The organism is Streptomyces sp. NPDC042259, from assembly GCF_055582085.1.
This window is the reverse complement of record NZ_JBVJDW010000004.1, coordinates 491,065-516,396: the sequence shown is the minus strand read 5'-3', so window position 1 is coordinate 516,396 and position 25,332 is coordinate 491,065. Positions and strand designations below refer to the sequence as shown.

Here is a 25,332-nt window from a genome sequence, read left to right as displayed (position 1 = left end):
AAAACCCCCGACCGGTTGCGGTCGGGGGCTCGGTGAAGATGAAGGGGGTGGCCTAGTACCACTGATTGGCCTGCCAGAACGACCAGGCACCGCAGGGGCTGCCGTAGCGCTCGTTCATGTAGCCGAGGCCCCACTTGATCTGGGTGGCCGGGTTGGTCCGCCAGTCGGCGCCGGCGGAAGCCATCTTGGAGCCGGGGAGGGACTGCACGAGGCCGTACGCACCGGAGGAAGGGTTCTCCGCGGTGTAGTCCCAGGTGCTCTCGTTGTTCACGATGTTGCTGAAGCACTGGAACTGGTCGCCGGGGACCATCTGCCGGGCCATCGCCTGGACCTCGGCGGTGGAGTAGGAGCCCTTGGTCGCGAAGCTGGAAGCGTCACGCGTGGCCGAACGGCTGCTGACCTCTTCCTTCTCGCGCTCCTTCTCGGCCTTCTCCTCGGCCTCTTTCTTCTCCGCCTCCTCGGCGGCTTCCTTCTTGGCGGAGGCGTCCTCGGCGGCCTGCTTGCGCGCGGCCTCCTCGGCTTCCTTCTTCGCCGCCGTCTCGGCGGCGGCGGACTGCGTGTCCGCCTGCTCCGTGAGGGACGCGGTCTGGGCCTGGAGCTGCTGTCCGGCGGGGATTTCCGCGAGGATCGTCGCGTCGGCGGCAGTGGCCTCGACCTGGTTGGTCGTGCCCTGCTCGTTGCCCGAGGCGACACCTACGACGGCGCCGACGGTGGTGACCGCGGTGGCGGATGCCACGGCGAATCCCCGGACCGAAATCCGGCTCACACGGTTTCCTTCCAGCATCGCCCGCATAGGTGACCTCGCGGGCGCAATCGTGCCCCTGGCGCTGGCCTCCACTCGGACCGGCCCCGGGGTACCGGGGGACCGGTTGGTCACGGAAGGCACTGACCCGGTGGGCCCTCCCGCGAAGGAGGTCCGCATGGTGCTCGGGTGGCATACGGCAACGCTGTTGAGTTCTGTGGTGCCACATCCCTGAGGATGCAGGTGTGCCGTATGCGGGGCCTGACAGGCCCCAGACTTTGCCCGACGGGGCTACCCCGAAGCAATTCTTCGTTGCGTGGGAAAGCTCACACGCCGTTTACTCCTCGGGTTTTGCGGAAAGCTTGGCGCCACGCAACGGTGCGCGGCTAAGCTCTCTCGCTTTGCCGCGCACCGCGCTGTGAGGTCACCACTCCCGAGGCGCCCCTCAGATACGGCCGTCCTCCAGCATCTCGGTCACCAGGGCCGCGATGGGCGACCGCTCCGACCGCGTCAGGGTGACGTGCGAGAAGAGGGGATGCCCCTTCAGCTTCTCGACCACGGCGACCACGCCGTCGTACCGCCCGACGCGCAGATTGTCCCGTTGCGCCACGTCATGGGTGAGGACCACCCGCGAATTGGCGCCGATCCGGGACAGCACGGTCAGAAGAACGTTCCGTTCGAGCGACTGCGCCTCGTCGACGATCACGAACGCGTCGTGCAGCGACCGGCCGCGGATGTGCGTGAGCGGCAGCACCTCCAGCATGCCGCGCCCGACGACTTCCTCGATCACCTCGGCGCTCGTCACCGCCGAGAGCGTGTCGAAGACGGCCTGCGCCCACGGGCTCATCTTCTCCGCCTCACTGCCCGGCAGATAGCCCAACTCCTGGCCGCCCACCGCGTACAGCGGCCGGAAGACCATCACCTTCCGGTGCTGGCGGCGCTCCAGCACCGCTTCCAGCCCGGCACACAGGGCCAGCGCCGACTTGCCCGTGCCCGCCCGGCCGCCCATCGAGACGATCCCGATGTCGGGGTCCAGCAGCAGATCGAGCGCGACGCGCTGCTCGGCGCTGCGGCCGTGGATGCCGAAGGCCTCCCGGTCGCCCCGCACGAGCCGCACCGAACCGTCGGCGCAGACCCTCCCCAGCGCCTTGCCGCGCTCGGACTGCAGCACGAGGCCGGTGTGCACGGGCAGTTCGGCCGCTTCGGGCACATACACGCGCTCGTCGGCGAAGAGTTCGTCGACCTGCTCGGCGGTGACGGCCAGCTCCGCCATCCCCGTCCAGCCCGAGTCGGTGATGGCCAGCTCGGCGCGGTACTCCTCCGCGAGCAGCCCGACCGCCGACGCCTTGATCCGCAGCGGCAGGTCCTTGGAGACGACGGTGACGTCGTACCCCTCGGCCTGGAGATTGCGGGCGACCGCGAGGATCCGCGAATCGTTGTCACCGAGGCGGAAACCGGCGGGCAGTATGCCCGGATCGGAATGATTGAGCTCGACCCGCAGCGTTCCGCCCAGTTCGCCGATCGGAATCGGTGAATCTAGACGGCCGAATTGCACCCGGTATTCGTCCAGGAGGCGCAGTGCCTTCCGGGCGAAGTATCCGAGCTCCGGGTGGTGCCTTTTGGCCTCCAACTCCGTGACCACCACGACGGGCAGCACGACCTCGTGCTCCTCGAAGCGGGCCATGGCTCCTGGGTCGGCCAGCAGGACGCTGGTGTCGAGGACATACGTGCGCCGGTCGTTCTCACGGCGATTCTTGCTGGTCACCACGGGTGGACGAACCCCCTCGGGGAGAGGTCGGGGCGCGACGGCGTCGCGGCGTAAGGGGCCGGGTGCTGGCCCTGCGAGGGCCGGACACCGGCCCTCCGCGTCGACCGCGCGACCGCGAGGGTCCGCTCGGTCCGCACGGTCGTCGTCCGTGTGCAAAGGGCCTCCCGGGCGGGCGGCCCCATGCCGCCCGCTGGCAGAGCGACGGTCTTAGGACAGACCGTCGGCCTGGAGGGGATATTCCCTTCCGAGCGCTCGCCCATGCAACGGCATATGCGACGACCAAGTGAACGATCGATCCGTCAGCCGCCGTACTCCGAGCGGCGCGCGGCTCGGACACGCTCAGTCGTTCTCCACCGGCCGCGGCCGGCGCCGTCCGAAGGGCGTCAGAAGCCGTAGCGGCGGTGGCGGGCCGCGTAGTCGCGCAGGGCCCGCAGGAAGTCGACCTTCCGGAAGGCGGGCCAGAAGACCTCGCAGAAGTAGTACTCCGAGTGCGCGCTCTGCCAGAGCATGAAGCCCGACAGCCGCTGTTCACCGCTGGTTCGGATCACGAGGTCCGGGTCGGGCTGGCCACGGGTGTAGAGGTGCTTGGAGATGTGCTCGACGTCGACGGTCTCCGCCAGTTCCTCGAAGGAGCTGCCGTTCTCCGCTGCCTCCAGCACCAGGGAGCGGACCGCGTCCGCGATCTCCTGCCGGCCGCCGTAGCCGACGGCGACGTTGACCAGTATTCCGGCGATGTCGTCGGTGGCCTGCTCGGCTTCCTTCAGCACCTGCTGGGTGCGGGCCGGGAGCAGATCGAGGGTGCCCACGTGGTGGACGCGCCACCGCCCGTCGCCGGCCAGGCCGCGCACGGTGTTCTCGATGATGCCCAGCAGCGGGTTGAGCTCGACGGCGGGCCGGTCCAGGTTGTCGGTGGACAGCATCCAGAGCGTCACGACCTCGACGTCGGTCTCGGCGCACCAGCCGAGCAGCTCCTGGATCTTGTCGGCACCCGCCTGATGGCCCTGTTCCGTCGTACGGCCGTCCGCGCGCGCCCAGCGGCGGTTGCCATCGAGGATGACACCGATGTGCTTGGGCACCTGCGCATGGTCGAGGCGGCCTTCCACCCGGCGTGCGTAGAGCCTGTACACCAGGTCGCGCAACTTCACGTCTTCCCAGCCCCTCCATGTCATGGCGGTCGCCCCGAAGGCGCCACCCTACTGCCCGCGTGTCACGGGGACCCAACTCGGTCTGTCACAAGAGCGTGATACTCAGATGGACATGACCGATTCCACGCATTTCCGCGCGGCCGAAAGCCGGTACGACTCCATGGAGTACCGGCGTACGGGCCGCAGTGGCCTCAAGCTTCCCGCCATTTCCCTGGGACTGTGGCACAACTTCGGCGACGACCGCACCCTGGAGTCGCAGCGTGCCATCCTGCGGCGCGCCTTCGACCTGGGCATCACACACTTCGACCTGGCCAACAACTACGGCCCGCCGCCGGGATCCGCCGAGCTGAACTTCGGCAAGCTGTTCGCCCAGGACTTCCGCCCGTACCGGGACGAGCTGGTCCTCTCCACCAAGGCCGGCTATCTCATGCACCCCGGCCCGTACGGCGAGTGGGGCTCGCGGAAGTACCTGCTGTCCTCGCTCGACGCGTCGCTGGGCCGAATGGGGGTGGACTACGTCGACATCTTCTATTCGCACCGGTTCGACCCGGAAACCCCGCTGGAGGAGACGATGGGCGCGCTCGCGTCCGCCGTCCGCCAGGGCAAGGCGCTGTACGCGGGCGTCTCCTCGTACAGCGCGGAGCAGACCCGCGAAGCCGCCCGGCTGCTGCGCGAGATGGGCGTCCCGGCACTCATCCACCAGCCGTCCTACTCCATGATCAACCGGTGGACGGAGGACGACGGGCTGCTCGACACCCTGGAGGCGGAGGGCATGGGCTGCATCTCCTTCGCGCCGCTCGCGCAGGGGCTGCTGACCGACAAGTACCTGACGGGCATCCCGGAGGGTTCGCGCGCGGCCCAGGGGAAGTCGCTGGACCCGGGGCTGCTCACCGATGACGTCGTGCGCCGGCTGCGCGGGCTGAACGAGATCGCGAGCCGCCGCGGCCAGTCCCTCGCCCAGCTCGCCCTGACCTGGGTGCTGCGGGACGAGCGAATGACCTCGGCGCTGATCGGGGCGTCCAGCGTCGGCCAGCTGGAGGCGAATGTGGCGGCGCTCGGCTCGGCGAAGCTGACCGAAGCGGAGCTGGCGGAGATCGACGCCCTCGCGGTGAGCACGGAAGGCGTCAATATCTGGGCCCGCCGGTCCTAGATCGACTTCCGGTCAGGCTTTGATCAACTTCTCGGCCAACCGATGCGTGGCACATGAATGCACACGGAGAGTGAGGGCCGGGAAAGAAAACGGGCCGGTCCGTGGGGGGGATACGGACCGGCCCGAGGGGGGGTTTCCACCATAACCGGTCGGAGGGCATGCTTCGCGCATCCTCGGGGGTGACAATCCGTGGCGGGCTGACGTGCGACGGAGTTATTGATCTTGAACGGTTCGGCGGACGCGGTCCCGGGAAATCCCGTCGGCCCCGCCAGCACTGGGCATACGGCGTAGAACACCCCGCGCGTTCCGGCCGGAATGGCGCCCACCGCGTCTTCCCCGAACGTCTGACAAATTCATCACCGGTGTGACGTCATTGACGCCACACGGACGACGTGGCGCGGTATCGGCCGCCGTCGGAGCCCCGGCCGGCGACCGGGCGGGCCCGCACCCTCGCGCCGCTCCGAAGCGGCGGCCAGGGCGGTCGTCGGCAGGGCGGCCGCGCCCATCGCCGCGCCGACCCGGCGGACCTCACCCGCTCGTCGCGCCACCTATCAGCACCCCCAGCCACGCCCCCGCGATCATGAACGGCCCGAAGGCCAGCGCCTCCCCGCGCCGCGCCCGCCGCGTCGCCAGCAGCGCCAGCCCGTACAGCGACCCCAGCAGCAGACCCGCGAACGCCCCGAGGAACAGCACCGCCCACCCGTACCAGCCCAGGACGCACCCCAGCCCGACCGCCAGCTTCGCGTCACCGAAGCCCATCCCGCCCGGGTGGGCGAGGAACAGCCCGAAATACCCACCCCCCATGACCAGCCCGCCCCACAACGCCCCCCACCACGACCCCGCCGCACCGGGGATCAGCGCGGCCACCCCCAGCAGCACCGCCACCCCCGCCGCCAACGGCACGGTCAGCACATCCGGCAGACGGCGGACCGCCACGTCGACCCCCGCCAGCAGCACGGCCAACGGCGCCGCCGCGAGCCACACCACCAGCTCGGGGCGTATCCCCACCACCGCCGCGAGGCTCGCGCACACCAGGGCCGTCAGCGCCGCCGAGCCCCACGCGCCCACCCCGTACCCCCCTTCGCACACCACGCAGCGGGCCCGCCCGACCCATCCGCCGACGGCATGCCCGCACGGGCCCGCCGACCGCCATTCCTCCTCGGCCCCGACGGACAGCCGATACCGTGCGCGCGGCACCAACAGGCCCGCCACGCAGCCGAATACGGCGGCGGCGACGATCAGCAGCGAGTACATGCCCCGAGGCTACGCACACCACGGAATCCCCGCTGGGGCCTGTGGATAAAGTGGCCGGGGACGCGCCGCGCACCCGGCACGGGCGACCGGCCGAAGGGAGCGCGGCATGCCGCACCGGCAGGACGGAAGCGCCCGACTCCTCGTCCCTGCGGGCACGGTGGCCGACGGGGCGACGGCGGACGCTGGGCCGCCGCACCTGAGCGTCCCGCTGGAGATCGCCGCTTCCCTTCGGTCACGCACCCGGGGGCTGCTCGGCCGGGACGGCATCGAGGGGGCGCTGTTGCTCACGCCCGCCGGCAGCGTGCACACCTTCCGGATGCGCTTCGCCATCGACGTCGCCTATCTGGACCGGCACCTGACCGTCCTGGCCGTACGGACCATGCCGCCCGGCCGTCTCGGCCTGCCGCGGCTCCGGGCCCGTCATGTGCTGGAGGCGACGGCGGGCGCCATGGCCCGGTGGGGGCTTCGGCCGGGCGTCCGCGTGGAGATCCGCCCCTGACGCCCGCCGGGTGCCGGGACCGGGCGGTGCCGCCGTCAGCTCTTCCAGCGTCGCGCGGCCAGCGTCCACCCGCCGAGCCCGAGCAGCAGCACGGACCCCGTGCCGACACCCGCGTACCCGACCAGCCGCAGCCGGCCGCTCCGGTCTGAGCCGCCGTCACGCGCGCTGCCGGACCCCGCTCCGTCGCCCGCGAGGGGAAGCATCCCGCCCCCGAACTCCCCCGGGTCCTTCGCGTAGTCCGGCCCCTTGCCGGGCTCGCCCTCCACCCCGACGCGCAAGGTGAACGGCACACTTCCGGAGACCTTCCCGGCCACGGCCGGATTGACGCTGACCTGGAGGTAATAGGCACCCGCGAAACGCATCGCCCTGGTGGCCGCGTCCAGACCCGCCCCCAGCCGGTTGGCGTAGGCAGCCGGAGCCGTCTCCAGGGCGAGGGACTTCGACTTTCCCTGATAGGCGCCGTTCCGGTTGGCGACCAGGCCCCGCGCGGTGTTGCTCAACGCCAGCCGCACACCGTTCGCCGCGTGGAACGAGGACCCGGCGGGAGCCGCGCCGAATTCCGCCGTGACCCGCAACCGCTGCCCCCATCCGACCGGCACCCGGTAGAACCGCGTACCGCCGGGTTCGACCGCCCCCTTCACCGAACCGGCCCGCACCTCGGCGGCGTCGCTGAAGCCCGTGCCGCCCTCGGCTCTCTGCTCCGCCCCGCCCGCGTCCGCCGACGGGGAGGCCGCGGGCTGGGGGGCCCTCTCCGGCGTTCCCTTGCCGACGGCCACCGGGGAGCCCTCCGTTCCCTTTCGCACGGGGGGCTCGGACATGTACGCCAGCTCAAGGGGTATCGCCTCCGCGCTCTCGCCGCCGGCGGCCTCCCCCCGCGTCACCGCGACGACATAGCGCCCGGCACCCCGGCACACACCGCGCGGCTCGACGACCCGCTCCGCGTAGTCGCCCGTCGGATACGCGCCGCCCTGCGCCGCGAAGGTGCGCTGGTGTGCGAGACCGCACCGCCTGCCGTCCTCGGTGCGCAGCGACACTCCGATGCCGTCCTGGGACCCCGGCACACTGCCCACCCGGGGTACGGCGATCGCCGAGACGTACGCGCTCGACGCGTCGTCCAGCTCGACGCTGTAGTACTTCGTCGCCCCCGACGTGATGCTGTCCGTGTACACCCCTTCGGCGAGCGGGGGCGCCTCGCCCGCGCTCGCCGCGCCTTTGACGGGGTTCGCCCCGGGCGCCATCCGGTACGCACCCCCGTCTTCGGCGTTCCCGGCCGCTCCCACCGGAGTGGCCGTCATCAAAACCCCCACCGTGGCCATCCCGACGAGCCCGCCTCTGGCTGTCCGCCGGCCCCTCATCTCACGCCTCCCTCAGCTCTCCCCCAACCTTCGGGCTGCCCCATCCTGCCCCGCCGGACACCCCCGCACACCGGCTCGGCCGGCTCCTGGACGGGAGTGGGAGCGCGGGGGCGCGGTGCGCGCCTCTCGCCTGGCCGGCGGTTCGCCGATTACGGGCCTGGTGCCGCCCGCGGCGGCGAGCGCCCTTCGGGCGCGTCCTCAAGCGCCGGACGGGCTTGATTTCGCTCGGCCTCGGCCAACACCAGCCCCTCCGGGGGATGCACGACTACCGGCACGTCATGCCGCCTGCGGCGGCGGGCGCCCTTCGGGCGCGTCCTCAAGCGCCGGACGGGCTTGATTTCGCTCGGCCTCGGCCAACACCAGCCCGTCCGACGCGCTACGACCGGCGGGGAAAGCTGACCTCCACGCGGCGGTTCTTCCGGCGGCCCTCTTCCGTGGTGTTGTCGGCGATCGGGTACTGCTCGCCGTAGCCGCGGATCTGGTAGTTGATGCGCGACGACCCCGCCGACGGGCCGACGTCCTGCGCGAGTTGGCGTTGTACGGCGTCGGCGCGCTGTTTGGAGAGCACCAAGCCGTGGCCCGAGGAGCCGAGGCTGTCGGTGAAGCCGAAGACGCGCACGGTGGTCGCGTGGTGTTGGGTGACCTCGTCGGCGATGGTCCGGATCCTGGCGCTGGCCGCGTTGTTGAGGGTCGCGCTGTCCTTGTCGAAGAGCACCTCGGCCTGGAGAGCGAAGGTCACATTGACGTTGGTGACCTCGCGGCGTTCGTCACCGTCGTCCGTCTCGACCACCGACTTGATGTCGAGGACCCGTCCCGGCGCGAGCTTCGACCCGGCGCGCATCTTGAGGTCCGGATCACCACCGTCGATGCGCACGGGCGGGGCGGTGTCGGCGGGCCCGCCGGGGCCGCCGGCAGCGCGGGCGGGCGTGGGGGGCGGCGCGAGGGCCACCAGTGCGGCGAACACGGTGGTGGCGACGGCCGCGCCGTGGCGGGCCCGATGCGTCGGCATGGGATGGTCACCCCGAGATCTTGATGCGGACGGTCGGCATGGTGGGCAGTTGGAAGTCGATGTCCGTGACGTTCTCGGGCGGCGCGGGGAACTGGGCGAAGACGGGCCGGCTCTCGTCGGGCCGGATGTTGACCAGGCCCGTGGTGCACAGACACTCGCCGTCGGTGTCCCGGAGCACGAGGTACCGCTTCTTGCCGGCCCGGTCCACGAGCGACGCCCCGGACACCGACGACTGGGACTTCATCTCCGTCTCCTTGGAACGCCAGGTCAGCGGGGTGTAGGGCTTCGTGCCGCGGTTCGCGACCACCCCGCTGACCGTGACGAACCCCCCGGTGTCCCGCACGGCGGAGTGGAGGACGACGACCACGCCGTCGGGCCCCTTGATCTCGCCGATGGTCTCGCTCGGCGTCGGCGCGGGCTTGTCCCCGGCCGTACGGGGGGCGCCGGACGCCCTGGGGGTGCCCTGTTCGTCCTTCTTCCCGCCGTCGCCCCCGCAGCCCGCCACGGCGAGGGCCATGACGGCCGCCAGTGCCGCGGCGGCCGTGCCCCTCCGGGCCGTCGTCGTCTGCCGCATGCTCATGGGCTCCTTTCCTTCGCTGTCAGTCGGCGAGGCGCACGGCGAACAGCTCCGCCGTGTCCGGAAGCCGGTCGAGGTGGCCCGGGTCGATCGTCACGTGCTTGCCGTCGCAGTCGAGAAGGAGGACGGGGGGCTTCTCGGGGGGCTTCCCGCCGCCCTTGCCCCTGTCGCCCCCACCGTCCTTGTCCCCGTCGTCTCCCCCGCCGCCCTTGTCCTTCGACGGTGAGGCCGTCGGTTCCTCCTTCGGCGGCGGGGCGTCCGGCACACACAGCGGTGTGACGACCGCCGTCGCCGTGGCGGTGGCCTTCTTGCCCTCCGTGCCGGGGATCACCGAGGCGCCCACGCCCTTGAGGGACTCGACCCCGACCGTGAAGGCCGGAGGCGGGTAGGCCGGTACGCAGTCGCGTACCGAGGCGCCGTTGCGCTTCGCGAACCGCGGCGCCTGGCCGCAGACGTCGACGGCGTCCGGCAACCGCCCGTCGAGGACGATGCCCTGCCAGGCCGCGCCGGTGCGGAGCGCGTTCAGGAAACCCGCGCCCAGCTGATCGCGGTAGTCCTGCGCCACCGCGAGTGCCGCGGCGTCCGCCGCCGTCTGGGCACCGTTCTTCACGGCTCCCGCCCGGCCGACCGTGAAGAAGGCCAGGGCGAGGAAGAGCAGGCCCGCCACCGCGGTGATGTAGAGGGGGAAGACCTGCCCGGCGTCGGTCGGGTGACGCGCGGAGGGCGCGCGCCTCACCCGGTGATCTGGGAGATCTGGTTGGTGATGGCCGTGGCGATCATCGTGCCGAAGTCGGTCGTCGTCAGCACCAGGATGATCGCCACGACCACGGCGATGATGCCCAGGTACTCGATCGAGGTCTGCCCCCGGTCGTCGGCCCGGCCAGTGCCCGGACGGCCACCGCGGCCGCCGTCCCGGTCGTCGTTCCGGCCGCCTCCCGGGCGGTGCCCCGGGCCGTCTTCCCCGAACCGCTTTCCCATCGTCTTCCCCTCCATGGGCAGCCGGGCCCGTCCGGTCCGGCGGGTGAATCACCGTGGTGCGACCCGCGTCCCCGTTCGCGGCATCAGAAAAGTACGCCGAATCGGCGGTGGCGGAACAGGTGGCGGAGCACCAATCCCCTCTCCCGTGGGGGAGTTGAGACACCAGAAGTCTCCTGAACCACACTCGCCCCGGGCGTCGCATGGGTCTCAGCACCGCTTCGTCAGGTCCGCCGACGGGCCGTCGGAAGGGCCCTCGGACAGCCCCTCGGGAGACCCGCCGGAGGATGGCCGTCCAAAAGCTCCCCTCCCGGCCCCGGCTTCCGTCGGACGAGCCCGCTCCGAGCACGGCGGGGCATGGTGCGCGGACGTGTGCTGGGAGGCGTGCCGGCCGGCGCCGGGGTCGTACGGGTGCTGCCGGGCCGTGCCCTCGGGTGGTCGGGCGGGGTGGGGCGGGGTTTCCATGGGGGGTCTCCTTGTACGGCGGTGCGGGCGAGGGGCGGAGGGGGTCAATCCCCCGTGAGGGAGCCGAAATCCGTGCCCGAGCCGAAGAAGAAGCCCGCGATCAGCAGGATCATCGTGCCCGGCACCATGAAGGTGGTGACGACCATGGTCGCCTTCGGTACGGCCCGGGCCGCGCGGCGGCGGGCCCGCTGGGCATCGGTGCGGCGCATGTCGTTGGCGATGTCGATGAGCGTGTCGACGATCGGGGCCCCCAGCTCCTCGCCCTGCTGCAGCGCCGTGACGAACTGGGCGACCTGTTCGGAGTCGTTGCGCTGACGCAGCTCCTCGAACGCCTGGCGGCGGCTGACGCCCATGTCCATCTGGCGCAGGGTGATCCGCAGTTCGTCGGCCCACGGCCCCTCGTACTTCTCCGAGACCCGGTCCAGGGCCTGCCGGAAGCCCAGCCCCGCGCTCACCACCACCGCGAGGACGTCGAGGAAGTCCGGCAGGGTGCGCTCGATCGCGTCCTTGCGTTCCCGTACGGCCACCCAGATGCCGACCTCGATCCAGAAGAGGCCGAAGGCGACGAGCAGCAGCGCCATGAGGAGGTGCCCTTCGAGCAGCATCACCAGCGCGCCGCCGAAGCCGAGGAAGCCGTAGACCGCGCGGCGTGCCGCGTACCGGTCGACGGTGAGGCCGCCGGGATTGCCGGCCCGGTCGATGCGGGTGCGGACCTTCGCGACCCGTTTGCCGCCCATCACGCGCAGCACGAGCGGGGCGTAGCGCATGCCGAGCCGGTCGACAGCCGAGCCCACGGCGGTCGTCCGGGTCGCGCCGACCTCCAGGGCAAGCGCCAGGTCGGCGGGCAGTTTGGCCTCGCTGCGGCAGAGAGCGAGGCCGTAGCAGGCACCCGCCACGGAGAGGCCGGTCAGCAGCGCCAGCAGAAGTCCCATTCCGGCCGCCCCTCAGACGTCGATCTTGGACATGCGGCGGATGAGGAAGAAGCCGAGCCCGTACAGCGCGAAGGCGGCGACCACGGCCGCCCGCCCGGGGAAGCCGGCGGTCATCCGGACGATCGAGCCCGGTGCGATGCGGTCCATGAGCAGCAGCGTGCCGATGCCCATCAGGGGGACGACGTACGCCGTCACGGTCACCTGGGAGAGCTGGGTGCGGACCTCCCGCCGGGTCTCCTTGCGCTCCTCCAGTGTCGTCGTGAGGTTGCGCAGCGAGCTGACGACGGTGCCGCCCGCCTTGTTCGACAGCACCAGGGTCGTGACGAGGACGGCCAGTTCACGTGAGGGCAGCCGGTCGGTGAGTTCGTCGAGTGCCGCGTCGACGGAGTGTCCGACGGCCAGTTTGTCGGCCACCTTGGCGAGTTCCTCGCCCGCCGGGGCCTCCATCTCGTCCGCCGCCATGCCGAGGGCGGTGCGGAGGGCGAGTCCGGCCTGGGTGGCGTTGGCGAGGATGCGGGACAGCTCGGGGAGCTGGTTGATGAACTTCTCGATGCGTTTGCGACGCTGCCAGGCCAGGAAGGCGGACGCGGACCAGATCGCGACGACCCCCGCCAGCGGGCCGAAGAACGGTGCGAGGGAGACGGCCGCGACGAGCCACAGACCGGCCGCCGCGGCGAGCGCGCACAGGGCGAACTCGGCAGGGGTGACGTCCAGTCCCGTCGAGGCGATCCGTGCCTCCAGGCGCCTCCCGAACCGGGTGCCGCGCAGCATCCGGTCGAGGCCGGTGAAGTGCCGGGCCCGGCCGGCGGGCGGCAGGGCAGGGGTGTCGGAGAGCCGGTCGGCCAATGCCTGACGGCGGGCCCGGCCGGTGGCATACAGGTGCACGCCGGCGACCCCGAGGGCGCCGCACACCAGCGTGAGTCCGGCGGTGACGGTTGCGAGTCGGTCCATGTCCGGCGTTACCTCTGTCCGGCCTCTCGGGGGTTGCGTTCGGTGGGTGACGCGGCGACGCCGAAGGCCGGTGGCACGGCCTCGTCGGCCAGCCGCAGCCGCTCCGCGACCCGCTGGGGTACGGGGAAGTGGGTGAAGTGCCCGCGGACGACGCGGTCGGCGCCCATCGGGCGGGCGTCGAAGCGGCAGACGGTGGCGAGACGGTAGTCCTCCCGGCCGTGCGAGTCGAGGAGGGCGACCTCGGCGACGCGGCGTGAGCCGTCGGCGTTGCGGGTGAGCTGGACGAGGCAGTCGACGGCACTGTTGATCTGGTCCCGCAGGGCCTCGTACGGGATCCTGACCTCGGACATGGACGCCAGGGTCTGGAGCCGCATGAGGGCGTCCTCGGCACTGTTGGCGTGGACGGTGGCCAGCGAGCCGTCGTGCCCGGTGGACATGGCCTGGAGCATGTCGAGGGTCTCGCCGCCGCGCACCTCACCGACGATGATGCGGTCCGGGCGCATCCGCAGGGAGTTGCGGACGAGGTCGCGGATGGTGATACGGCCCTTGCCCTCGACGTTCGGGGGCCGGGATTCGAGGCGGATGACGTGGGTCTGCTGGAGTTGCAGCTCGGCCGCGTCCTCGACGGTGATGATGCGCTCCCCCTCCGGGATCAGCCCGGAGAGGGCGTTCAGCAGGGTGGTCTTGCCGGAGCCGGTCGGCCCGGAGACGAGCACGTTGAACTTGGCGCGCACGAGTGCCGCCAGGAGCAGCAGGGTCGGTTCGTCCAGCGTGCCCATGCCGATGAGTTCGCGCAGTGTGTAGGCGCGAGGGAAGCGGCGGATCGTCAGGGTCGCGCCGTTCAGCGCGAGGGGCGGAATAATCACGTTGACGCGCTCCCCGCTCGGCAGCCGGGCGTCGACCATCGGATTCGACTCGTCCACGCGGCGGTTGACGGTGGAGACGATGCGTTCGATGGTCTGCAGCAGTTGCTCGTGGGAGGCGAACCGTACGGGGACGGGTTCGACGCGGCCCGCGCGTTCGACGAAGACCTGATCGGGACCGTTGACCATGATCTCGGTGACGGAGGGGTCCTCCAGGAGGGGTTCGAGGACACCGAGGCCCAGCGCCTCGTCCACGACCCGGCGGATCAGCCGGTCGCGCTCGGCGGTGGACAGCACCGGTCCCTCGCGGCTGATGATGTGGCCGAGCACCCGCTCCAGCCGGGTGCGCCGCTCCGCGGCGGCCAGCGCGGACATCTCGGCGAGGTCGATCTCCTCCAGCAGCTTGGCGCGGTAGACGGGGACGAGGTGGCTCGACTCCCGCCCGTCGGCGGGTGCTTCGGGGGTGACGATCCGTGCCCGTAGGCTCATGGCGCGCTCCTCGGGTACGGGGGCGAATAGGGGGGCCGGCCGGACGCGGGGGCGGCGGGGCAGGGCATCGTGGCGCGTCGGGTCGTACTGAATCCGGTGCCGGGGATGATCTCGGGGACGGTGACGGTGACGGTCGCGGTGACCTCACCGCCGTCCGGGCACGCCGGCGCGCCGATGACGGCGCGGTCCGTGACCCAGCCGGTCATCGCGGACCGGGCCGCCGCCTCCGGATCGGGAGCCTCCCCGCCCGGCGTGCGGTCCAGGGTCGCCGTACGGGCCGCGGCGCGGGCCGCGCTGCCCGCCTGCTGCGTGGCGAAGGCAGCCAGCCCCAGCTGGACGGCGGCCAGGGCGACGAGCAGCAATAGGGGCAGGAAGCCGAGGAACTCGATCGACACGACGCCGCGGTCCGGGCCGTGTCCGGAACGTCCCGCCCGGCCCGGGGCTCCTGGCACGGCGTCCGGCACACCCGCTCGCCGCGCTGCCGGGGTCGCCCGAGTACGTCCAGTACGAGGACGGCCCTCCGCCTCGCGATCGCACGCACCGGACGCCCCGGGCCACGCCCCGCGGTGACCGGCCGCCGGGGCGGGCCGGCCGGGAGGGTCGCCCTCGTCCACCGGCCGGGGCCGGGTGCGCCGTCGCATCGCTCAGTCCTCCCGCGCCGCGCCGGCCGAGCCCTCCACCTGCCAGGGCCAGCTCACCGCCCCCGGGAAGAGCACCGGGACGTCCAGGGAGACCGTCGCGCGGTACACCCCGTTCTCCTCGCCGCAGCCGACTCCCTCGCCGTCCCAGGCGCCGGGTAAGTCCGCTTGGGCCGCGGCGGCGCAGTCGCCGCCCACCGCTCCGGCACGGGCGCCCTTGTCCGCCGCGTTCCCGGCGAGGGAGTAGGTGTAGCCGACCAGGACGCACTGCCAGACCACGGCCAGCACCACCAGGATCAGCGGCAGTACGCCCGCGAACTCCACCGCGACCTGTCCCCGGTCGCCGCCGCCGCGCCTGCGGAAGCGGCTGGTCGGCACCGGGGCGAGCTGGTCCGGGCCGATGCCGCCGGCGGCGGGGGCGGGGCCCCCTATGGCCCGTCGGCGGCGCGGGCCGCCCCCGAGCGAGCGGTCGGCGTGGGCGGCGTGCGCCCCGTCGTGCGCGGGTCGTGCGCCGGGGGCGTCGGCCAGGCCCAGTTCAGCGGCCAGTGCCCACAGGGCGCCCCGTACGGAGGACTTGGCGTCCAGGTCCTGCATGCGGCCGGCGTCGACGGCGGCCTGGAGCTCCTTGTACCCGGCGGGGATCGTGGTCCGCGCGGTCTTGGTGCCCGTGGTCCGTTCGACGAGCGACGGCTGGATCTCGGCGGTGCGGGTGTGGCGGTTGACGACGGTCGTGGTCTCCTCGGCCTTGCGGATCTGGAGCCGGTCCCAGAGCCGGACCATCCGCTTGGCGGCCCGTACCGAGACCACGTCCGGAGTGGTGACCAGCAGGGCCAGGTCGGCGGTCTCGATCACGGCCGCACCGGCGGCCGTGATCTGGGTGCCGCAGTCGACGACGACGAGTTCGTAGCGGCTGCGCAGCGCCGCGGTGACCTGGCGGGCGGCGAGATCGCCGACGTCCTCGCCGCGCTCGCCCTCCGCCGGGGCGAGCAGCAGCCCGAGCCCGGTGGGGTGGGGGAAGACGGCGTCCTGCAGGACCCGGGCGGAGATGTCGTTGATGCCGGCCAGGTCGGCGACGGACCGGCGGAACTGGACGTCCAGGTAGGAGGCTACGTCGCCGGACTGGAGATCCATGTCGGCCAGGGCGGCATCACGGCCGGCCGCGCACGCGGCGAGCGCGAGCTGTACGGCGGTGACGGTCGTCCCGACACCGCCCTTGGCACCGACGACGGCGACGAGCCGGCCCCCGGGCCCGCCCCCGGGGAGGACGTCACCGGTGCCGCCCAGATGCCGGCGGACCCCGCTCGCCCACTGCGCGGCGGCCTGGACGCGGGCGCCCAGTTCCGCGTACGCCGGTGGTGTGCCGACGAGGCCGCGCGCCCCGGCGTCCATGGCGGCGGCGTACAGGGCGGGCCCGGCGTCGGCGGCGGCTAGGACGACCCCGGTGGCCGGGAAGCGGAGGGCCACCTCGCGGATGAGTTCGAGGGCGGGCAGCGGGCCGACGCGCTCGTGGACGAGGACGACTTCGGGCAGCTCTTCGAGGGAGGCGGCGGCCAGGACGGCGAGGGTGTCGAGGAGCCGGGTGGTGTCACCGACGGTCGGCAGTGGCTCGACGCCGGGGAGCTGGCCGAGCAGACCGCCCAGGGAGCGGGCGGTGTCCGGATCGCCGATGGCCGGGAGGATTCTGATCGTCACCGTGGCCCCTTGTCTGTCTTGTGCCGCTACTTGTCGCCGTCGAGGGTGTAGGTGCGGTCACCCTCGCTGACCGTGTCGTCGCCGCCGGGGGCGACGAGGGCGAGCCGGACGTGCGAGGCGAACGACTCGGCGTACGCGACGCGCTGGGCGTCCTTGGTGCCCAGCGCGAAGGTGATCGGTACCGCGTCACCGGCCGCCTTGCGCGTGGTGCCGCCCCCACGGCTGCCGCCTTCGCGGTCGAGGGGGGTGAGTCTGCCGACGTCGATGACCTGGGCGCCGCTGACGATGACCTTGGAGACGGGCTTGGCACCCTGTTCCTTGGCGTCGAAGGTCGCGTAGATATTGACCTTCGCGCCCGGGTTGATCTTGCCCGCCACACCCGTCGCCGCGTCGATCATGATGGCGATCTCCTGCTGTCCGGGGGCCAGCGCCGGGCGGGCGACGATCATGTCGTTCTGGAGCAGTGAGCCCTTGCGCAGCGGGGTGACGGCGATCTTCCCGTGGACCCGGGCGAGGTCCGTGACGGCGGTGGCCGGGAGCCAGCGCCTGGGCATCGAGACCTTCTCGAACGCGTCCGCTTCGAGGGTCCGGTAGGCGGGGACGTCGGTCCTCAGCCGGTAGGCGGTGATTTCGGGGCCGACCTTCGATTCGACGTCGTCGATGACCGAGAACACTCCGGCGAACGCGCCGACGGCGCAGAGGACCGACAGGAGCAGCAGGATGATCCCGCGGCGCTGGCGTGAATTCATGGGGCGGCGGACCTCGTTCGTCTGATGTGACCGGGTGGGGCGGCCCGGCGGGGCCGGCGGCGGCCGGGCTCACGGAGGAGACGCGGCGGGGACGCGGCGGGGACGCGGCGGGAATCAGCGGCGGCCGTGCGGAGCGGGCGTCCCCGCCCGGGCGGGCGGCCCGAGGGCCCCCGGCGCGGCACGCGGCACGGCCGCGCGGCAGAACCCGCAGCGGTCACCGATGAGTTCGAGGCCGCACCAGCGGCACTCCTCCCGTCGTACGGACGTGACGAGCTGGTAGAGCACGGAGGGGTCCTCGATGGCGGCGGCGAACTCGACGGCCCTGCGGGTGCCCCACCAGCGCGCGGACCCGGCGGGGAAGACGGCTTCCTGGACGCCCTGGACCCGCCAGTGAGGGGCGAGGGTGTCCAGGACCCAGTCCTCGCCGCCGGTGGGTCTGCCGCGGGCGAGCGTCAGCCGGGTGCCGAAGCCGGGCCCGTCGGGGGGCTCCCCGGCGCCGGTCCGTAACAGCCGGCGGACGGGGTTGACGAGGACCGCGAAGCGGGCGCCGGGCAGCAGGGACGCCAGATGGTCGCCGAGGCCGACGTCCGCCCGGTCGAGCCGGGTGACGCTGGAGAGGTGGGCCCCCGCGTAGACGTAGTGGGCGAGCAGCCGGGCGGCGGACGCGAGCACCCCGGGGCTCAAGTCGGACACGGACAACTGCCGTAACTGGCGGGCGAGTACGCCGACGGCCAGCGGCGGCAGCGCGAGGGGCAGCAGGGCCACCCGGTCGCTCTCCAGGACGGACCGGACCGTGTGCAGACGCCGGACGTAGGGGGCGGGGAGCGAGTCCGGGTAGAGGACGACCAGATGGCCGCACTGGTCGAGCAGGACACCCGCCTGGGTGACCGCGGTCTCCAGTGGCTGCGCCTCGGGCGGCTGGAGGACGGCGGAGGGCGGGGTCTTCCCGTCGGGGGGCGGGAGCACCAGATCGGAGCTGGTGACCGCTATCGCGATGGGCACGTCGGCTTCCCCGTTCACTCCGGCCGCGGGGGGCTCCGGCGGACCCGGATCGATACTGCCCGGTGCTGGTGCCTCCGCACTTTATCCACGAATGGAGCGGCTGAGAACCGTTCTTCGGGCATTGCCACCGGCGCCCCGACGCGACGTGGACGGGAGTTCACCGAATCGTTCCCGGCCCTTGACGCGAGTATTGGTCTGGACCATCTTTACGCGCACAAGGAGCCCTTCACCCCCACGGGCACACCCCCCAGGGCTCTGGCTCGTCCCCGTCAACTCCCTTCCCACCGGAGGCATTCGTGGATCGGACCCGGCACATCGGCTCCACCGGCTCCCCCAGAGGAAGACGCCGGCTCGGCGGCGTCCTCACCGCCCTCCTCCTCGCGGCCGGCCCGCTCGTGGCCACCGGCGGCGCGCCCGCCGCGGCGGCCGGCCCGGCCAACCTGGTCAAGAACCCCGGCTTCGAGTCGGGGCTCGCCGACTGGACCTGTTCGGGCGGCAGCGGCCTGCCGGTCACCTCGCCCGCGCGTTCGGGCTCGGCCGCCCTCAAGGCCACCCCCGCCGGGGCGGACCACGCCAGGTGCGCGCAGACCGTGACCGTCCGGCCCGGTTCCTCCTACACGCTGAGCGCGTGGGTCCAGGGCTCCTACGTCTACCTCGGCGCGAGCGGCACCGGCACCACGGACGTGTCGACGTGGACCCCCTCGGCGAGCGGATGGCAGCAGCTCACCACCCGCTTCACCACGGGCGCGAACACCACCTCCGTCACCGTCTACACCCATGGCTGGTACGGACAGCCCGCCTACGTGGCCGACGACGTCGAGCTGTCCGGTCCCGGCGGCACCGACCCGGGCGATCCCGTCCCCGGCGCCCCGGACGGCCTGAAGGTGGGCGCCACGACGTCCTCGTCCGTCGCCCTGGCCTGGAACCCGGTCGGCGGCGCCACCGGCTACCGCGTCTACCGGGACGGCACCGAAGTCGCTTCCGCCAGCGGCACTTCGGCGACGGTGACGGGGCTCGCGCCCTCGACGGCGTACCGGTTCGAGGTGACGGCGACGAACGCGGCGGGCGAGTCCCCGAGGTCGGCGGCGGTCACCGGCACGACCACCGCCGGGAGCGGCAACGGCCCGGGGGTGCCCAAGCACGCCGTCACGGGCTACTGGCAGAACTTCGACAACGGCGCCACGGTCCAGAGGATCAGCGACGTACAGGACCAGTACGACATCATCGCCGTCGCCTTCGCCGACGCGACCACCACGCGCGGGGCCGTCGACTTCACCCTCGACCCGGCCCTGAAGTACCCGGAAGAGCGGTTCAAGAGCGATATCGCCGCCAAACAGGCGGCGGGCAAGTCCGTCGTCCTCTCCGTCGGCGGCGAACGGGGCACGGTCACCGTCAACGACGCGGCCTCCGCCGCCAACTTCGCCGACTCCGTCCACGCGCTGATGCGGAAGTACGGCTTCGACGGCGTCGACATCGACCTGGAGAACGGGATCGACGCGACGTACATGACGCAGGCGCTGCGCGCCCTGTCGGCGAAGGCGGGCAGCAAGCTCGTCATCACCATGGCTCCGCAGACGATCGACATGCAGTCGACCTCGGCCGGTTACTTCAGGACCGCCCTGAACATCAAGGACATCCTGACCGTCGTCAACACGCAGTACTACAACAGCGGTTCCATGAACGGCTGTGACGGCAAGGTCTACGCACAGGGTTCGGTTGACTTCCTCACCGCGCTGGCCTGCGTCCAGCTCGAAGGCGGCCTCGCCCCTTCACAGGTCGGCCTCGGCCTGCCGGCCTCGCCCCGCGGGGCGGGCGGCGGTTACGTCGCCCCGTCCGTCGTCAACAACGCGCTCGACTGCCTCGCCAAGGGCACGGGCTGCGGCTCCTTCAAGCCCGCCCGGACCTATCCGGGCATCCGGGGTGCGATGACCTGGTCGACCAACTGGGACGCCGCGAACGGCAGCGCCTGGTCGAACGCGGTGGGCCCGCACGTCCACGCCCTGCCGTAAGGCCGCGCGGGACGCGCGCGTGCCGGACGGGCCCGTGGCCCGTCCGGCACTCGGAGCGCGGCGGTTACGGCTTGGGCAGGGTGCAGCCCGGCCGGCCGAGGTCGATCTTGTTGCCGGTGCCGACGCACCGGGTGATCTGGTAGGTCTGCTGGGCGTAGTTGATGCCCTTGCGGACCGTGACCTGGCCCTTCTCGTCCACCTCGCACGGGTTGTTCTCCGTGCAGCGCTCACCGTTCTCGTTGCCGGTGTTGTTGATGGCGACGACCTTGCCGGAGCTGACGTCGATCACCGGGGAGCCCGAGGTGCCGCCTATCGTGTTGCAGGACGCGGTGTAGCGCAGGGAGTCCTTCCAGGTCCAGTCCCCCTCCTTGAGCCGGTAGACGAACGCGTCGGCGTCGCAGGAGTAGATCCGCTTCCAGTAACCGGAGACGACCTTTATCGCGGTGCCCGCGGTGGGGTGGTCGCCCGACAGGCTGAGGGCGTTGATGTTGTACCGCTGCTTGATCTGCGCGTACGTGGTGTTCAGCTCGTAGAGCGTGACGTCGGTGTCCGTCATCGTCGCGTACGAGACCTTGGTCGCGCGCAGCGTCGCGACCTTGCCCGCCGTGGAGTTGAGCAGGCTGAAGGTACGGCTGGAGGGCTTGTCGGTGACGACCTCGCCGGGGCCCGGCATGCCGGTCTCCAGACAGTGGCCGTTGGTCATGACGAGGGCCGGGTCGTTGTCGGCCGAGCTGGGCATGCGGATCAGCGAACCGGAGCAGTTGCTGAGCGCGACCGTGCCGGCGAAGTCGACGGCCTTGGGCTTGACCGGGGCCTGTCCGGCCGTGGCCGCGCCGGCCGCGGCCGGCGCGGCCACGGCCGTCCTGCTGTCCGCCTTCTCCTGCGAGGTCGCGTGGGCGGAGGTCGTGCCGACGCCGACGGTGGCTCCGGTGAGGAGGAGCGTCGCGAGCGCACCGACGAGAGGTCGTCTCATGGGGGGTGGTCCTCTCTAGACCGACGTGCTTTTCGGTTTTGACGTGTTCATTGTTGGTACGGGTGAGGCCGATGAGCAATCAACCGGACGCAAGTGCCAGGGAAGTTGGCCTGTTTCACCCCCACCCGGCACCTTGACCGTTGCATGCCAACACTCGAACACTGGAAAGGCTCACACCCCCCACCCGTCGCACTCACGGACCCTCCAGGAGACCGCATGCGACTGCGTTCCCAGGGCAGATGGGCCACCGCCCTCGCCGCCCTGCTCACCCTGGCCCTCGCCGCGCCCGCCTCCCCCGCCGACACCCCCGCCGACACGGACCCGGCCCACGCGTACGAGGTCACCGGCGCCGGTACCGCCGCCGAGCGCACGGCCCTCGCCGCCACCGGCGCCTCCGTGGACGCCGTCCGCGAACGCTCCGTCGTCATCACGGCGGACGACGCGCAGGCCGACGCCGTACGACGGCTCGGCTACCGGCTGAAGCGGCTGGCCGGTCCCCCCGAGCGGAGCGGCGGCGGCAAGGTCAAGCCGTACGACTTCCCGCCCGCCGACTCCGGCTACCACAACTACAGCGAGGCGCTCGCGGAGATCAACGCCGGGGTCGCCGCGCACCCCTCGATCATGACGAAGAAGGTCATCGGCAAGTCCTACGAGGGCCGCGACATCATCGCCGTCAAGATCAGCGACAACGTCGGCACGGACGAGGCCGAGCCGGAGGTGCTCTTCACCGCCCACCAGCACGCGCGTGAGCACCTGACCGTGGAGATGGCGCTCTACCTGCTGAAGGAGTTCGGCGGCAAGTACGGCAGCGACCCGCGCGTCACCAAGATGGTCGACAGCCGGGAGATCTGGATCGTGCCCGACGTCAACCCCGACGGCGGAGAATACGACATCGCGACCGGGTCGTACCGCAGCTGGCGCAAGAACCGCCAGCCCAACGCCGGCTCCTCCGCGCGCGGCACCGACCTCAATCGCAACTGGGACTACAAGTGGGGCTGCTGCGGGGGCTCCTCGGGCAGCACGGGCTCCGAGACGTACCGCGGCACCGCCCCCGAGTCGGCGCCCGAGGTGAAGGTCGTGGCCGACTTCGCCCGCAGCCGGGTCGTCGGCGGCAAGCAGCAGATCAAGGCCGCGATCGACTTCCACACCTACAGCGAGCTGGTGCTCTGGCCGTTCGGCTGGACCTACGACGACACCACCACCGGCATGACCAAGGACGACCGCGACGCCTTCGCGGCCATCGGCAAGTCGATGGCCGCCTCCAACCGCTACACGCCCGAACAGTCCAGCGACCTCTACATCACCGACGGTTCGATCGACGACTGGCTGTGGGGCAACCAGAAGATCTTCGCCTACACCTTCGAGATGTACCCCGGCCCCAACGGCTCCGGCGGCTTCTACCCGCCCGACGAGGTGATCGGCCGGGAGACGGCCCGCAACCGTGACGCGGTGCTCCAACTGCTGGAGAACGCGGACTGCATGTACCGGTCCATCGGCAAGGAAGGGCAGTACTGCACGTAGGGCCTGCCCACCCAGCCCGTCCGGCGTTTGAGGGCGCGCCCGCAGGGCGCTTGCCGCCGCGGGCGGCAACGACGGCCCGCAGCCGCCGGACAAGCGCTCCGCCCCGCCGGATCCACGGATCCGGCGGGGCGGTTCGGCGCGGGCGCAGGCGCAGGCGCTCAGCCGAGGACGGCCAGGGCGTCGATCTCGATGAGCAGCCCCTCGGGCAGGCCGACGTACACCGTCGTCCGGGCCGCCGGGGCTTCCTTCAGGTCGGCGAAGTAGTCGTTGTAGAGCGCGTTCATCTCGGCGAAGTGGGCGGTGTCGGTGAGGTAGACGCGCAGCATCATCACGTCCTCCCACGTCGCGCCGCCCGCTTCGAGGACCGATCGCACGTTGGCGAGCGTCTGCAGGGTCTGCTCGCGCAGAGTGGGGCCGGCCACCGTGGGGGCCTGGCCCGGGACGGCGGGCAGGAAGCCGACCTGACCGGCGACCTGGAGGATGTTGCCCTTCCGTACCCCGTGGGAGAACCTGGCGGGCGGGGTCGTGTGGGTGGCCGGGGTGATGGCGGTCTTCGCGGTCATGACAGTGCCTTCGCAGGGTTCGCGGGTGGGGGGCTTCCGGAGTACTCGGCGCTGATGGCGTCGGCGGTGCGGCGCACCAGCGGGAGCAGCGCGAGGAGTTCCTCGGCGGTGACGACGACGTTCGGCGCGGAGATCGAGCAGGCGGCGACGGTGCGCCCGTCGGTGCCGCGGATGGGGGCGCCGACGCAGTTGATGGACTCCTCGTGACCGCCGAGGTCGGTGGCCCAGCCCTGGTCCCGGACGGTGGCCAGCTCCCTCAGGAAGGCCGCGGCGTTCGGCGTCGAACGGGAGGTGTAGGCCGGGTAGTCGAGCCGCTCGGCGACGGCACGCCGCTCGGGTTCGGGCAGGTCGGCGAGGAGCAGTTTGGCGACGGCGGCGACGGTGATCGCCACGGGCTTGCCGATGCGGGAGTACATGCGCACCGGATAGCGGCTCTCGATCTTGTCGATGTAGAGGACCTCGTCGTCCTCGTGGACGGCGAGGTGGACGGTGTGCCCGCACTGTTCGTTGAGGGCCGCGAGATGGGGGTGGGCGATCTCCCGCACGTCGAGGTGCTCGACGGCCTCCTGGGCGAGGGCGAACAGCCGGGCCCCGAGACGGTAGCGCTGGTCCTGCTGGCGGTAGACCATGCCGTGCTCGTGCAGCGTGCGCAGCAGGCGCAACGCGGTGGACTTGTGGACCCCGAGCCGGCCCGCCACCTTCTCCAGATTGGCGGGCCCCTCGGCGAGCAGCGGCAGGATGCGCAGGGCGCGGTCGACGGTCTGGCTCATACGGTGTGGTCCTCCACCCTTGCGGAGCCGTTCTCGGCCCCGGCGGGGCACCCGGTCCAGCCGGGCCCCAGTCGCAGTCTCCCCCAGCCGTCGGCGTCGAGGGCCGCCCATCGGTCGGCGTGGGCCCGGCTGGGCGGCTCGCCGAGATCACCGGGCGTGGTCAGGGCGGCGGCGGCCATGAGGTGGCCGTGCCGCAGCCGCTCGTGGAGCGTCAGCCCCCGGAGCGTCCCGGACAGGAATCCGGCGGCGAAGGCGTCGCCCGCCCCGACGGGGGCGACGACGTCGACGCGTGGCGCCGGCACCGAGACGACGACGTCGGGGACGCGCGGGGACACTGCCCGGGCGGCCCCGGTGCCCCCGTCGCACTCGACACCCCCGAGCGCCCCGGCAATCCCGTCACCGGCTTCCCGCGCGTACACCGTGGCGCCCGCCGCGCCCCGTTTGACGACCAGCACCGCGGGCTCCGGGAGGGCGGCCCGGACGGCGGCGGCGTCCCGCAGGCCCCAGGCCGCGGCCGCCTCGTCCTCGCCGACGAAGACGAGGTCGCAGCCACGGGCGAGTTCGGCGAGGACCTCCGGGCCGTGCCGGGTGCCCTGCCACAGGCCCACCCGGTGGTTGACGTCGAAGGAGACGAGGGGGCGGCCGGGGTGGCGCGTCGTCAGTTCACGCATCAGGGCGAGGCAGCCGGCGGAGAGCGCCGCGGTGATGCCGGTCAGGTGCAGAAACCGTCCGGACCGTGCGGCGGCGCGGACGGCCGGTCCGGGGGCCATGGCCGAGGCCGCGGAACCGGACCGGTAGTAGACGACTTCGGCCAGGTGCTCACCCGTCCCGCCCGGTGGCGACACCTCGAGCGCCCGTTCACCCGACGTGCGGAAATAAACACCGGTCGGCCGGTGGGGATCGCGCCGGACCTGGGAGGTGTCCACGCCGTAGGAGGCGACCGCCGCCACGAGGTGGTCGCCGAAGCCGTCGGCGCCGACCCGGCTGACCCAGCGGGCGCGGTGGCCCGCGCGGGCGAGCACACAGGCGACGTTCGATTCGGCACCGCCGATGCCCCGGACGAAGGCCGGCACATCGGCGAGGCGCCCCGGGCCGGACGGACGGAAGGTGACCATGGACTCGCCCAGGCACACGACGTCGACGTCCCCGGGCCCGCCGCCGGGGGGCGGCGGCGGGGCGGCCGCGGTCACGGCCCCGCCCTCCTCGATCCGCGCTGTGCACGCATTCTGTGACGGTCTCCC

24 protein-coding genes are annotated in these 25,332 nt (G+C 72.2%); 4 read left to right on the top strand and 20 right to left on the bottom strand.

Features of this window, described 5'->3' with window-relative positions; all coding sequences use genetic code 11:
• Window positions 1–52: 52 nt before the first annotated feature.
• The 3 genes from ACZ6MA_RS14540 to ACZ6MA_RS14530 all read right to left on the bottom strand — a co-directional run bounded on the left by ACZ6MA_RS14540 (window position 53) and on the right by ACZ6MA_RS14530 (window position 3,655).
• Entirely contained in the window at window positions 53–766 is a 714-nt protein-coding gene (locus ACZ6MA_RS14540; protein ID WP_469433777.1) for an aggregation-promoting factor C-terminal-like domain-containing protein, read from the bottom strand.
• A gap of 421 nt (window positions 767–1,187) precedes the next feature.
• Window positions 1,188–2,510: a PhoH family protein gene (locus ACZ6MA_RS14535; protein ID WP_469433776.1), complete on the bottom strand. Its 1,323-nt coding sequence runs from the start codon at window positions 2,508–2,510 to the stop codon at window positions 1,188–1,190.
• Between the two features lie 383 nt (window positions 2,511–2,893).
• Window positions 2,894–3,655 (bottom strand): isoprenyl transferase, encoded by a 762-nt coding sequence (locus ACZ6MA_RS14530; RefSeq protein WP_469433774.1) that lies wholly within the window; start codon window positions 3,653–3,655, stop codon window positions 2,894–2,896.
• Window positions 3,656–3,767: 112 nt separating this feature from the next.
• Between ACZ6MA_RS14530 and mgrA the strand changes: the two genes are divergently transcribed.
• Window positions 3,768–4,805, top strand: a complete 1,038-nt coding sequence (gene mgrA / locus ACZ6MA_RS14525; RefSeq protein ID WP_469433772.1) for an L-glyceraldehyde 3-phosphate reductase — start codon at window positions 3,768–3,770, stop codon at window positions 4,803–4,805.
• A gap of 528 nt (window positions 4,806–5,333) precedes the next feature.
• On the opposite strand, the gene ACZ6MA_RS14520 is transcribed toward mgrA, so the two are convergent.
• On the bottom strand, window positions 5,334–6,059 hold the full coding sequence (locus ACZ6MA_RS14520; protein WP_469433771.1) for a prepilin peptidase: 726 nt from the start codon (window positions 6,057–6,059) through the stop codon (window positions 5,334–5,336).
• Between the two features lie 106 nt (window positions 6,060–6,165).
• Between ACZ6MA_RS14520 and ACZ6MA_RS14515 the strand changes: the two genes are divergently transcribed.
• The gene (locus ACZ6MA_RS14515; RefSeq protein ID WP_469433770.1) at window positions 6,166–6,558 is read left to right on the top strand and encodes a DUF192 domain-containing protein; all 393 of its coding nucleotides are present in this window, start codon (window positions 6,166–6,168) and stop codon (window positions 6,556–6,558) included.
• A 35-nt stretch (window positions 6,559–6,593) separates the two neighbouring features.
• Here ACZ6MA_RS14515 and ACZ6MA_RS14510 read toward each other — a convergent pair whose 3' ends face one another.
• The 12 genes from ACZ6MA_RS14510 to ACZ6MA_RS14455 form a co-directional block, all read right to left on the bottom strand.
• On the bottom strand, window positions 6,594–7,853 hold the full coding sequence (locus tag ACZ6MA_RS14510) for a hypothetical protein (RefSeq protein ID WP_469433768.1): 1,260 nt from the start codon (window positions 7,851–7,853) through the stop codon (window positions 6,594–6,596).
• A gap of 436 nt (window positions 7,854–8,289) precedes the next feature.
• Window positions 8,290–8,922, bottom strand: coding sequence for an OmpA family protein (locus ACZ6MA_RS14505; protein ID WP_469433765.1), 633 nt, complete (start codon window positions 8,920–8,922; stop codon window positions 8,290–8,292).
• A 7-nt stretch (window positions 8,923–8,929) separates the two neighbouring features.
• Window positions 8,930–9,502: a hypothetical protein gene (locus ACZ6MA_RS14500; RefSeq protein ID WP_469433764.1), complete on the bottom strand. Its 573-nt coding sequence runs from the start codon at window positions 9,500–9,502 to the stop codon at window positions 8,930–8,932.
• 19 nt (window positions 9,503–9,521) lie between these two features.
• Window positions 9,522–10,235 carry a pilus assembly protein TadG-related protein gene (locus ACZ6MA_RS14495; protein ID WP_469433762.1) on the bottom strand — a complete coding sequence of 238 codons (714 nt, stop codon included), beginning with the start codon at window positions 10,233–10,235 and terminating at the stop codon, window positions 9,522–9,524.
• A complete protein-coding gene (locus ACZ6MA_RS14490) occupies window positions 10,232–10,477 on the bottom strand; it encodes a Flp family type IVb pilin (protein ID WP_469434138.1) in 246 nt (81 codons plus the stop codon). Before ACZ6MA_RS14490 ends, ACZ6MA_RS14495 begins: the two co-directional genes overlap by 4 nt.
• Window positions 10,478–10,983: 506 nt before the next feature.
• Entirely contained in the window at window positions 10,984–11,871 is an 888-nt protein-coding gene (locus tag ACZ6MA_RS14485) for a DUF5936 domain-containing protein (RefSeq protein WP_469433760.1), read from the bottom strand.
• A 12-nt stretch (window positions 11,872–11,883) separates the two neighbouring features.
• Window positions 11,884–12,822 (bottom strand): type II secretion system F family protein, encoded by a 939-nt coding sequence (locus ACZ6MA_RS14480; RefSeq protein ID WP_469433759.1) that lies wholly within the window; start codon window positions 12,820–12,822, stop codon window positions 11,884–11,886.
• A gap of 8 nt (window positions 12,823–12,830) precedes the next feature.
• A complete protein-coding gene (locus ACZ6MA_RS14475; RefSeq protein WP_469433758.1) occupies window positions 12,831–14,174 on the bottom strand; it encodes a CpaF family protein in 1,344 nt (447 codons plus the stop codon).
• A complete protein-coding gene (locus tag ACZ6MA_RS14470; RefSeq protein ID WP_469433756.1) occupies window positions 14,171–14,569 on the bottom strand; it encodes a TadE/TadG family type IV pilus assembly protein in 399 nt (132 codons plus the stop codon). Before ACZ6MA_RS14470 ends, ACZ6MA_RS14475 begins: the two co-directional genes overlap by 4 nt.
• Window positions 14,570–14,818: 249 nt before the next feature.
• Window positions 14,819–16,504: a TadE/TadG family type IV pilus assembly protein gene (locus ACZ6MA_RS14465; RefSeq protein ID WP_469433754.1), complete on the bottom strand. Its 1,686-nt coding sequence runs from the start codon at window positions 16,502–16,504 to the stop codon at window positions 14,819–14,821.
• A gap of 26 nt (window positions 16,505–16,530) precedes the next feature.
• Window positions 16,531–17,253 (bottom strand): Flp pilus assembly protein CpaB, encoded by a 723-nt coding sequence (gene cpaB, locus ACZ6MA_RS14460; protein WP_469433753.1) that lies wholly within the window; start codon window positions 17,251–17,253, stop codon window positions 16,531–16,533.
• Window positions 17,254–17,367: 114 nt separating this feature from the next.
• The gene (locus ACZ6MA_RS14455) at window positions 17,368–18,255 is read right to left on the bottom strand and encodes a hypothetical protein (RefSeq protein ID WP_469433752.1); all 888 of its coding nucleotides are present in this window, start codon (window positions 18,253–18,255) and stop codon (window positions 17,368–17,370) included.
• 296 nt (window positions 18,256–18,551) lie between these two features.
• On the opposite strand from ACZ6MA_RS14455, the gene ACZ6MA_RS14450 reads away from it, so the two are divergent.
• The gene (locus tag ACZ6MA_RS14450) at window positions 18,552–20,264 is read left to right on the top strand and encodes a chitinase (protein ID WP_469433750.1); all 1,713 of its coding nucleotides are present in this window, start codon (window positions 18,552–18,554) and stop codon (window positions 20,262–20,264) included.
• A 64-nt stretch (window positions 20,265–20,328) separates the two neighbouring features.
• Here ACZ6MA_RS14450 and ACZ6MA_RS14445 read toward each other — a convergent pair whose 3' ends face one another.
• The gene (locus ACZ6MA_RS14445) at window positions 20,329–21,237 is read right to left on the bottom strand and encodes a trypsin-like serine peptidase (protein WP_469433749.1); all 909 of its coding nucleotides are present in this window, start codon (window positions 21,235–21,237) and stop codon (window positions 20,329–20,331) included.
• Window positions 21,238–21,453: 216 nt separating this feature from the next.
• Between ACZ6MA_RS14445 and ACZ6MA_RS14440 the strand changes: the two genes are divergently transcribed.
• Window positions 21,454–22,758, top strand: a complete 1,305-nt coding sequence (locus ACZ6MA_RS14440; RefSeq protein ID WP_469433747.1) for a M14 family metallopeptidase — start codon at window positions 21,454–21,456, stop codon at window positions 22,756–22,758.
• 158 nt (window positions 22,759–22,916) lie between these two features.
• Here the strand turns inward: ACZ6MA_RS14440 and ACZ6MA_RS14435 are convergent, their stop codons facing one another.
• The 3 genes from ACZ6MA_RS14435 to ACZ6MA_RS14425 are packed head-to-tail and all read right to left on the bottom strand — an operon-like array spanning window position 22,917 to window position 25,281.
• A complete protein-coding gene (locus ACZ6MA_RS14435) occupies window positions 22,917–23,321 on the bottom strand; it encodes a RidA family protein (RefSeq protein WP_469433746.1) in 405 nt (134 codons plus the stop codon).
• Window positions 23,318–24,091 carry an IclR family transcriptional regulator gene (locus ACZ6MA_RS14430; RefSeq protein ID WP_469433744.1) on the bottom strand — a complete coding sequence of 258 codons (774 nt, stop codon included), beginning with the start codon at window positions 24,089–24,091 and terminating at the stop codon, window positions 23,318–23,320. The genes ACZ6MA_RS14435 and ACZ6MA_RS14430 overlap by 4 nt, the downstream gene beginning before the upstream one ends.
• The gene (locus ACZ6MA_RS14425; RefSeq protein WP_469433742.1) at window positions 24,088–25,281 is read right to left on the bottom strand and encodes a sugar kinase; all 1,194 of its coding nucleotides are present in this window, start codon (window positions 25,279–25,281) and stop codon (window positions 24,088–24,090) included. Before ACZ6MA_RS14425 ends, ACZ6MA_RS14430 begins: the two co-directional genes overlap by 4 nt.
• Between the last annotated feature and the right edge of the window lie 51 nt (window positions 25,282–25,332).

Bases quoted from the DNA above. Each gene is read 5' to 3' on its own strand.
- mgrA (WP_469433772.1), top strand. From the start codon at position 3,768: ATGACCGATTCCACGCATTTCCGCGCGGCCGAAAGCCGGTACGACTCC.
- ACZ6MA_RS14520 (WP_469433771.1), bottom strand. From the start codon at position 6,059: ATGTACTCGCTGCTGATCGTCGCCGCCGCCGTATTCGGCTGCGTGGCG.
- ACZ6MA_RS14515 (WP_469433770.1), top strand. From the start codon at position 6,166: ATGCCGCACCGGCAGGACGGAAGCGCCCGACTCCTCGTCCCTGCGGGC.
- ACZ6MA_RS14510 (WP_469433768.1), bottom strand. From the start codon at position 7,853: ATGACGGCCACTCCGGTGGGAGCGGCCGGGAACGCCGAAGACGGGGGT.
- ACZ6MA_RS14505 (WP_469433765.1), bottom strand. From the start codon at position 8,922: ATGCCGACGCATCGGGCCCGCCACGGCGCGGCCGTCGCCACCACCGTG.
- ACZ6MA_RS14500 (WP_469433764.1), bottom strand. From the start codon at position 9,502: ATGAGCATGCGGCAGACGACGACGGCCCGGAGGGGCACGGCCGCCGCG.
- ACZ6MA_RS14490 (WP_469434138.1), bottom strand. From the start codon at position 10,477: ATGGGAAAGCGGTTCGGGGAAGACGGCCCGGGGCACCGCCCGGGAGGC.
- ACZ6MA_RS14485 (WP_469433760.1), bottom strand. From the start codon at position 11,871: ATGGGACTTCTGCTGGCGCTGCTGACCGGCCTCTCCGTGGCGGGTGCC.
- ACZ6MA_RS14480 (WP_469433759.1), bottom strand. From the start codon at position 12,822: ATGGACCGACTCGCAACCGTCACCGCCGGACTCACGCTGGTGTGCGGC.
- ACZ6MA_RS14475 (WP_469433758.1), bottom strand. From the start codon at position 14,174: ATGAGCCTACGGGCACGGATCGTCACCCCCGAAGCACCCGCCGACGGG.
- cpaB (WP_469433753.1), bottom strand. From the start codon at position 17,253: ATGAATTCACGCCAGCGCCGCGGGATCATCCTGCTGCTCCTGTCGGTC.
- ACZ6MA_RS14445 (WP_469433749.1), bottom strand. From the start codon at position 21,237: ATGAGACGACCTCTCGTCGGTGCGCTCGCGACGCTCCTCCTCACCGGA.
- ACZ6MA_RS14440 (WP_469433747.1), top strand. From the start codon at position 21,454: ATGCGACTGCGTTCCCAGGGCAGATGGGCCACCGCCCTCGCCGCCCTG.
- ACZ6MA_RS14435 (WP_469433746.1), bottom strand. From the start codon at position 23,321: ATGACCGCGAAGACCGCCATCACCCCGGCCACCCACACGACCCCGCCC.
- ACZ6MA_RS14430 (WP_469433744.1), bottom strand. From the start codon at position 24,091: ATGAGCCAGACCGTCGACCGCGCCCTGCGCATCCTGCCGCTGCTCGCC.